We start from the raw sequence: 8,084 nt of genomic DNA, 5'->3' as shown, positions 1-8,084 counted from the left end.
CGAGTCGCTGGGGCTGGATTGTGTACATTAAATTGACAGCCAGATACCCCCAGCGGGGGATCTAGGAACCTAGAATTTGTTGAGGTTGATACCTGCATCCTTAGCCATTGCTGCCAAACTTTTGATTTCTAAAGTTTTGATTGCTTTTGTCGAGAGTTTTAATCGGACGAAACGATTTCCCTCTGCCCACCACACTCTTTTCCACTGCAAGTTAACTTGCTGTAGTTTTTTGGTGCGGTTGTGAGCGTGAGAGACTGCCATCCCATTGTTAGCTCTTTTACCTGTCAGTTGACATACGCGAGACATAAAAACCTCCTACTCGATTGCTGTTCGTAAAATGATGATACAGCCTCTCATTGTAGCTAATTTTCGGACGGATACGAAACTGAATATTTACTGGTCTAGAGCAATTGACTACGGATGTAGGTCTATTGGTGTCAATACTACCCTAGTATCATCAGCTACCACAATCAGCAATTTATCTGAAATTACGTGGGTTGGAGTCAGCCATTAGTCTAAATCTGAAAATTCGATTCCGCCTTGTCTGAGCAGCTTCCAGCCGGAACCATGCCACTGGATCACCGTGGATGGTAGTCTTGGTGTCGGCAAATCGTCACTATCACTCTGAAGCGCAAACACCTGTGGGAACCGATTGCCGATCTCTGACATGGTGAGCAATGGCGGCTCTCCCGATAAGTTGGCGCTAGTAGTGGCTAAAGCACCAGTCTGGCGCAAAATCGCCCGCGCGATCTCACAGTCGGGCACGCGCAAACCGATGGTGTGGTTGCCGAGCGGATTCATCACTGCCGGAATCGCCGCAGAAGCTGGTAAAACTAATGTCAGTGCGCCCGGAAAGTAGCGATCTGCGACTGCTTGCCAAATTTCCCGCTCTCGATCGGTACCCGTGGTAAACTGCCACAAATCAGCTACCTCACCTACCATCAGAATTAGGGGCTTGTCTGGCGATCTTTGTTTGATCGCAAAGATTTCTGTCGCATAGGCGGGGAGAGTTGCCAAGGCAGGCACCGTATCAGTTGGAAAACTAATTGGATTACCATTGAGCGCAGCAGAGATCGCCCCATTGAGATCGACGTTAGGCACTGGCTAAAAGAGATGAAGAATGAATATTAATCACCCTATTTTAGCGGACGATCGCTAGTCGCGTTGAATGATACCCAACATTCCGACACCAACTGTAATTAAACCTAGCCCAATCCAGACACCTTCAGCCGCCACATTGAGCCGATGAATATTTTCGCGGTGAGCGGCGATGAATAATTCTCGTTGATTAGCTTTAGCGGCAACCAACTGTTGGAAGTTCCGCTCTGCTGCGGTTAGTCGCAGAAAATCAGCATAGCCCCAATATCCAGACAGGAATGCGCCAGTCAATCCTGGAATAATTAACAGCGTCAAAAATGCTAAATTTTTCATACTTTTGGGATTTTATGAGAGTACTCAACTACTTTTATTTTACTACTAACAAAAGAAAGTTTTTACTCGTCTAGCAGTGGCGATCGATCGCGTGGAGGTTGTTGCTCATCGCCGACATTTGTCATGCAAGGTGGATCTCTCGATCGGCCATTATGCGGATCTATTTTTGATATTTATGTATTTTGGATTAGTAATAAAATCGAACAACTGAAGATTATTAACGACCGATCTAGCTTTAGATCGAGCTTTGAGCCGATCGAGATTCACCCGATCTCAGGATTGACGGACAATTATTCTTGTTTGATTTTTTACATATACTTAGGATCGCCGCCCGTATTCTGACCGATCTAGTAGCTAAAGGGGACTTGTTATAATAGCAGCCTAAATGTGTTGCTGGTGGTGGATTACATGCGAAGTGCGAGTGACTCCAAAGAATCTATTGATTTAAATTTTAGAGATTATTTATTAACAATTAAGCGACATTGGATACCTGCTGTGAGTATCTTTGCCGGGACGGTGGCGGCGAGCATGTTAGTAGCAGCCTTACTTAAGCCAGTTTATCAAGCCCAAGGTAGAATATTATTTAAGAATTCTAGTTTCAAAATTATTGGCGATAATCTGTCACCTAACAACACTGAAGGTGGATCGGCAGTAGATCTCAAGCCCTTAGTATCGAATCAAAATCCGCTGGCGACTCAAGTGGAGATAATTTCCTCACCCTTATTATTAAATGGGACGATCGAAAAATTACACCTTAAAAACGAGCGCGGCGAGCGGCTACAAGCAACCGATCTGAAAACTAATTTAGCAGTTAAAATTGTGGCTGGTACCGATCTATTACAAATCGACTATAAAGATCGCGAGCCAAACCAGACTGCTAGTGTCGTGAATGCACTCATGAATCTATACGTCGCCAATGATATACTCACCAATCGTAACGAAGCCGAAATAATCGGGCGATTTATGAGCGAACAGTTGCCGCAAACTCAACTGAATATGAATGCGGCAGAAATCGCCCTACGGAAATTTAAACAGCAAAATAATATCATAGATTTAGGCGAAGAAGCAAAAATCGCCGTTAGTACGATCGGCAATTTAGAATCAGGAATTGTTACAGCTCGCTCTCAACTAGCAGACATCAAAGCGCAGAATCAGGAGTTACATCAAAAAATAAAGCTAAACACTCAGGACGCGATGATATTTAGTACAGTTAGTCAATCACCTGCAATCCAAGGCATCCTGACTCGATTGCAAGAGCTAGATCGTCAAATCGCGATCGAAAGCAGTCGGTTTTCCGAAAGTAACCCCATTATTATGAGTCTTGAAGAGAAGAAAATTAAACTAAATGAATTATTAGTGGGTCAAATTAGCAGTGTTACTGGTATCCAAGTCGCCCTGCCACCAGGAGCGTTACGAGTCGGAGAACTCAAACAAAATTTGATTAAGGAATTGCTCCAATCCGAAGTACAGCGGACGGGAGCGACTAAAAAATTAGCTTCACTAGAAAAGGCTCTAGCTGACTACAAAAAAAGAGTTTGGGTAATGCCACAGTTGCTCCAAACCCAACGCCAGTTAGAAAAACAGCTCGAAGTATCGCAGTCTACATACAAAACATTATTAAAGAAAATTCAAGAAATTCAACTAGCTAAAACTAATAGTACCTCGAATGCCCGCATCATCAATAGTGCGATCGTTCCTGAAGATGCCGATCCTGTAACTAGAAATATAATTGCAAGTTTAGGTCTGCTGATGGGCGCGTTATTCTCAACTGGCACAGTTGCTTATCTAGCAAGAAAAGAACGATCGAACAGAGCGCCACAAGATGTAAGTAAACTATTTAGAAGTAAATTACTCGGCGATATTTCCCGACAAGCTGCCGATGGCAGTTTTGTAGCTCATCCTGAAAGCAGCAAAGTAGAATTTGCTGTTAGAGATCTGCGTAAATCTCTAGCTTCCGATCGATCTCAGATAATTCAATTCAATTTGAGATTTGTTAATTCGGCAAAAATCATTAAAATCATCACAATTACTAGTACCATTGCCAGTGGTGAAAAATCTAAAAAAGCAGCTAATTTAGCCGCTGCGATCGCTGGATTAGGTCAAAAAGTTTTATTAATTGATGCCGATCTTCGCACTCCTTATCAGCACCAGTTTTGGAAATTACCATTAGCAAAAGGCTTGAGCGAGATCTTAGTAGGTAACTCCAACTTTCGTCAAGTTGCGTGGACGGTAATGGATAACTTAGATATATTAACCGCTGGAGCGGGAACATTGCAGCCGTTATTTAGTGTAGAATCGCATCAAATGCAGTCGTTAATTCATGAAATTTCTCATCTATATGATTTTGCGATTGTCGATATGCCGCCACTATTAATCTCTACAAATGCGATCGATATGGAGCGGATGAACGATAACATTTTGACGATCGATCTTCAGGACGATCTGACTCCAGTTGCTGTCTGAGGTGAGAGGGTGTCTGAAAACGCAGCAATTAGACTTTTCAGACATCCTCTTACCTAAAATCCAAATGAACGACGGAAGTTATTAATCGTCCGGCGCGTATCATCAACAGTCTCAGTGACATTATTGACTGTCTCAGTAACTTGGCGAACAGAATTTAGCGTGGCTTGAATGTTATCAATTTTGTCGCGCGGATCTGGCTGAGCGCCAGCGACATAAACCGCACCTGCTTCAGGGGCTGGGGACTTGTCTATTTGCAAGGTGTCAGTATCGATACCGACGACACCAGCTTTATTTAAGAACACGCCAATCGGCACGGCATAATTAAATCCTGGCTTGAGTTTGGCAGCCAAACCCATCGCAGCTTCTTGGCTCAAACCAGACTCCATCAATTGTCGCGCATCCTCTTTATCGCCCATGCCATGAATTCCGACTAATCTACCCGCAGTGTCAAGAACAGGACAGCCACTCATGCCCGCGCGAGTAACATTGGTATAAATCATGCTGTAACCGCTGAGGGATTTGGGTAAAAATCCTGAAATACTGCCTGAAGTAAATTGTCTGACTAGTTCGCCGCCAGCCGCATTCCCGACTGCACCATTAGACGGCCAACCAGAGACAAACACATCTTGTCCTTCTGATGCTTTGGCGGTACTGATTTTGGCAACTGGATAGTTCTTGTCACTGGTAAATTTGACGACAGCCAGATCGACACCATCTAAGCGCTTGATTTTCGTATAGTCGATCGCGTGAGCCTGTTTGTCAGCAGTAACGAGCTTAAAGTTATCTCTTTGTCTGACCACATGATCGGCAGTGAGTACATAGTAAGTATTGCCGTTCCTTTGGATGATTACGCCCGAGCCATGCCCCTGCTCGCCTCTAATTAATACGGTTACTTCCCGAGCGATGTCATTAACTTGGGTGCCAGGGAGGGCGCGGGCAGTACCGGGCAGAGTCATGACGATCGCACTGACAACTGCTGTTCCAGTCAATATTGACGCTAGGTGATGAGAATTCCGCATAATAATCGATCGCTATGTAGGGGTATAAAATGAGCTACTACATTTATTTACACCAGTTATAGCTCAATTTCCAGTAATGTCCCGATCTAGCCATGAGATTGAGCCAAAACTCTCAATCGCGACAGCCGACATTAGCAACCGGATCGAGCGGAGCGTACTACCATCAGTCAATTGGCTCGATCGAGTGCGTGCCAGTTATCCCCTCGCCGCGCTATTTTCGAGCTGCCAGCCACTCAATGACCTGCTGCCCCAGGCTGACACCATTTAACCTGTCGATCTCGCGGATGCCTGTCGGACTCGTCACATTTACCTCAGTCAGATAACCGCCGATGACATCAATCCCCACAAAGTACAAGCCAGCAGCTTGGAGTTTGGGCGCGATTTCCGCACACATCTGGTATTCTCGATCGGTAATATCTACTTGGGCGCTGCGTCCGCCAACTGCCATATTGCCCCGAAATTCCTTCCCTGTCGGGATGCGATTGACCGCCCCTAGCGGCCTACCATCGAGTAAAATAATTCGCTTGTCCCCATCCTTAGCCGCTGGGAGAAATTTCTGAATCATCAGCGGTTCGCGGTCTTGGCGGGTGCTAACTTCAATCAACGAATTGAAATTGCGATCGTCGGGCGTGAGAAATAAGATCCCTTCGCCACCTTTGCCGCCTAGCGGTTTGAGGACAGCCGCACCGTGAGTTTCGACGAACTGCCGAATTACGGTTTTATCGCGCGAGACGATCGTTTCGGTCATCCACTGGGCAAATTGCAGGGCAAACATCTTCTCATTCGCAGCCCGCAAGCCAGCAGGACTATTGAGTACCAAAGTTTTGGTCGGGTCGATACAGTCGAGAATGTAAGTAGTGTACAAATACGGCACATCCACAGGTGGGTCTGTCCGCATGAATACGGCATCCATTTCATCGAGCGGGGTAAATGTTACATCCCCGAGCTGATACCAGTCTTGCTGCGCCACCCAGCGCCCATCCTGAAGCTGTACGGGGGTAAGTTTGACCGATTGCAGAAAACCCCAGGCACGACCTGCGACGACACTTAACTTTTCGGCTTGGGTAATCCAGACCTGATGCCCGAGCCGATCGGCTGCCTCCATCAGTGCCACACTGGTATCGTGAGTGGGATCTAGCTTGGCGATCGGATCGATAATAAATGTTAGTTTCATTAGATGGGAGTGGGGAGATGGGAGATGGGGAGACGGGGGGAATGAATATTGGTGCGATTGACAAAGGAGGATGGGTAGCTTATAAATTACCCTTCCTCCTTTATTTTGGATCGATTGGTGTCGATCGAGTCAATTTATCTTTTGGCGTTGCTGAATCTGGGTATGATACCAATCGAAATCCCTTGCCCTCACCCCGCCCTCGCCTCCGGCTCTGGCTCCCCTCTGTCTTGTCTTGCTGCTTGGTGCGCTGAACCCTCGGGGAACCCGAGGAGCGCGCATCCGCAAACCGTCGGGAAGCCTCCCGTTTGTGTGCGTCAAGACAGAGGGGTTGGGGGTGAGGGCAAAATCTATGCTTCAGACCTTAAATCAGCCACACCTATCTTTTCATTGGTTGATAACCGCGCCAAACACCAACCAAGATACCTTGGAGTTGGACTAAATGAGCTTCAGCCTCGATCGGTTTGTATTTGGGATTGGCAGGTTGGAGGGTAATCTGTTCGCCTTGACGATGATAACGCTTGAGCGTAGTCCCTTGACCTTCAACTTGGGCGGCGACAATCGTCCCATTCTTCACATCACTTGAATCTTTGACAGGCTGCATGATTGCCATATCGCCTTCGACGATCGAATCACCGATCATGCTATCGCCCATCACCTTCAAGGCAAAGTAATCAGACTGATGAAACATCGGGGACAAGTCGAATTTTTCAGCCCCATCAATGAAGGGTTCGACTAATCCTCCCGCTGCAATCGTCCCAAAAATTGGTACGCCACTAGCGGCATATTTAAGAATTTTAATCGTTCGGGCCTTACCTTCTGCCCACTCAATAAAACCTTTACTCCGGAGATGTTCCAGTCGGCTTTGGATCGGTGCGGGCGACTTGAGATTCATCGCCTGCATCATCTGCCGAATCGAAGGGGCATGTTGGTGTTCGCGAATATAATCGACCAACCAATCATAAAGTTCCTGTTGAGCCTTAGTTAATTCCATAATTCGAGCGTGTGAAATTCAATATATAACTACTATAGATCTCTCGTACTAATTAAGTCTACTCGATCGCTAGTAATTATTTAAATAAATTCAGATCCTCTCAAAAATTAGCCGATTTTACCTGTCGAGTGGTGTCGATTGTTATCCCGATCGGCTCCGTCAACGCCTAACTTTCCCCCCAGAATACATTATTTTGCCTTTAAATTGTGCGCTTTATAGAAAGTTTCCAGGCTGTTAATATCGCCGACAAACCGCCAGTGCCAAGGCTCATAACTCACTTTTTGAATGTTATCCTTGGGAAAGGATAGCTCGAAACTATAGGTAGCCGCATGGGTTTTGAGCCATTTATATGCGGGTGTAGTGTCAAAATTCTGATTTAAATTGGTGGCGGGTACCGTGCCATCGCCGACATCTACGGCGTAACCAGTATGATGTTCGCTATATGTCGGCGGTGCGCTAACTTCTGCACGTTTGCTCGGTTGTTGACCGCGTGCGGCTCCGACTCCAAAAAAGAGGCGTTTTTGATCTTCAACCGATCGAAATGCCGAGATCGTCGTAATATTTACGCCACTGGCTCTAGCTGCGGCTACCATCGCTTGAAACTTCACCGCCGCATTTTTTCGCAAGCGATAACCACTACCGATCGAGACTAGCTCGGCATCAGGAGCTTCGGTGTAGGGGAGATGGTTGAGGAGATTATCGGTGGTCGCACTACTTCCCTGCGGGTCTCTGGGATTGGTGGTGGTGATGCGGGGTGTGGGTGGGGCGGGTGGGTAAACGAGCCGCAACATTACCGCTGCGCCACCTGCGAGTAAAATTGCCACGCCGACGATCGCGCCGATGGGCAATCGACGCGGAGTGACGACCGGATCGGGTTTGGTCGCGCGGGGTTTGGTGCCGTCCCGCAAAGCGGCGGGGATGTCTTCGGCTTTACCTGGTTTAGACCGATCTGGGTTACTCAACTGCTACTCCCTGGTGCGAATATATTGCATTTTGACATATAGGC

At 46.7% G+C, this 8,084-nt stretch carries 9 protein-coding genes; 2 read left to right on the top strand and 7 right to left on the bottom strand.

The annotated features are described in order from the left end of the window. Positions 1-69: 69 nt before the first annotated feature. The 3 genes from rpmB to RMO35_RS16805 form a co-directional block, all read right to left on the bottom strand. Positions 70-306, bottom strand: coding sequence for a 50S ribosomal protein L28 (rpmB, locus tag RMO35_RS16815; RefSeq protein ID WP_309742469.1), 237 nt, complete (start codon positions 304-306; stop codon positions 70-72). A 204-nt stretch (positions 307-510) separates the two neighbouring features. Then, positions 511-1,101 (bottom strand): L-threonylcarbamoyladenylate synthase, encoded by a 591-nt coding sequence (locus tag RMO35_RS16810; protein ID WP_309742468.1) that lies wholly within the window; start codon positions 1,099-1,101, stop codon positions 511-513. Positions 1,102-1,155: 54 nt separating this feature from the next. Further along, positions 1,156-1,431, bottom strand: a complete 276-nt coding sequence (locus RMO35_RS16805) for a hypothetical protein (protein ID WP_309742467.1) — start codon at positions 1,429-1,431, stop codon at positions 1,156-1,158. Between the two features lie 495 nt (positions 1,432-1,926). On the opposite strand from RMO35_RS16805, the gene RMO35_RS16800 reads away from it, so the two are divergent. Continuing rightward, the gene (locus tag RMO35_RS16800) at positions 1,927-3,894 is read left to right on the top strand and encodes an exopolysaccharide transport family protein (RefSeq protein ID WP_309742466.1); all 1,968 of its coding nucleotides are present in this window, start codon (positions 1,927-1,929) and stop codon (positions 3,892-3,894) included. A gap of 53 nt (positions 3,895-3,947) precedes the next feature. On the opposite strand, the gene RMO35_RS16795 is transcribed toward RMO35_RS16800, so the two are convergent. Both RMO35_RS16795 and gshB read right to left on the bottom strand, forming a co-directional pair. Beyond that, complete coding sequence (locus RMO35_RS16795) at positions 3,948-4,913, bottom strand: serine protease (RefSeq protein WP_309742465.1); 966 nt, start codon at positions 4,911-4,913, stop codon at positions 3,948-3,950. 211 nt (positions 4,914-5,124) lie between these two features. Continuing rightward, the gene (gene gshB / locus RMO35_RS16790; RefSeq protein WP_309742464.1) at positions 5,125-6,087 is read right to left on the bottom strand and encodes a glutathione synthase; all 963 of its coding nucleotides are present in this window, start codon (positions 6,085-6,087) and stop codon (positions 5,125-5,127) included. Here gshB and RMO35_RS16785 point away from each other — a divergent pair. Beyond that, a complete protein-coding gene (locus RMO35_RS16785; protein ID WP_309742463.1) occupies positions 6,075-6,338 on the top strand; it encodes a hypothetical protein in 264 nt (87 codons plus the stop codon). The two genes, gshB and RMO35_RS16785, sit on opposite strands and share 13 nt — an antisense overlap. A gap of 125 nt (positions 6,339-6,463) precedes the next feature. On the opposite strand, the gene lexA is transcribed toward RMO35_RS16785, so the two are convergent. Both lexA and RMO35_RS16775 read right to left on the bottom strand, forming a co-directional pair. Beyond that, positions 6,464-7,078: a transcriptional repressor LexA gene (lexA, locus tag RMO35_RS16780; RefSeq protein WP_309742462.1), complete on the bottom strand. Its 615-nt coding sequence runs from the start codon at positions 7,076-7,078 to the stop codon at positions 6,464-6,466. 188 nt (positions 7,079-7,266) lie between these two features. Beyond that, on the bottom strand, positions 7,267-8,040 hold the full coding sequence (locus tag RMO35_RS16775) for a D-alanyl-D-alanine carboxypeptidase family protein (RefSeq protein ID WP_309742461.1): 774 nt from the start codon (positions 8,038-8,040) through the stop codon (positions 7,267-7,269). Positions 8,041-8,084 lie beyond the last annotated feature (44 nt).

The sequence above is a fragment of the Chamaesiphon sp. OTE_20_metabat_361 genome (assembly GCF_031364565.1).
The sequence above is the reverse complement of the archived record's forward strand: the minus strand, read 5'-3'. Positions and strand labels throughout refer to the sequence as shown.

Excerpts from the sequence above, each read along its gene's own strand:
- rpmB (WP_309742469.1), bottom strand. The coding sequence starts at position 306 with ATGTCTCGCGTATGTCAACTGACAGGTAAAAGAGCTAACAATGGGATG.
- RMO35_RS16805 (WP_309742467.1), bottom strand. The coding sequence starts at position 1,431 with ATGAAAAATTTAGCATTTTTGACGCTGTTAATTATTCCAGGATTGACT.
- RMO35_RS16795 (WP_309742465.1), bottom strand. The coding sequence starts at position 4,913 with ATGCGGAATTCTCATCACCTAGCGTCAATATTGACTGGAACAGCAGTT.
- RMO35_RS16785 (WP_309742463.1), top strand. The coding sequence starts at position 6,075 with ATGTTAGTTTCATTAGATGGGAGTGGGGAGATGGGAGATGGGGAGACG.
- gshB (WP_309742464.1), bottom strand. The coding sequence starts at position 6,087 with ATGAAACTAACATTTATTATCGATCCGATCGCCAAGCTAGATCCCACT.
- lexA (WP_309742462.1), bottom strand. The coding sequence starts at position 7,078 with ATGGAATTAACTAAGGCTCAACAGGAACTTTATGATTGGTTGGTCGAT.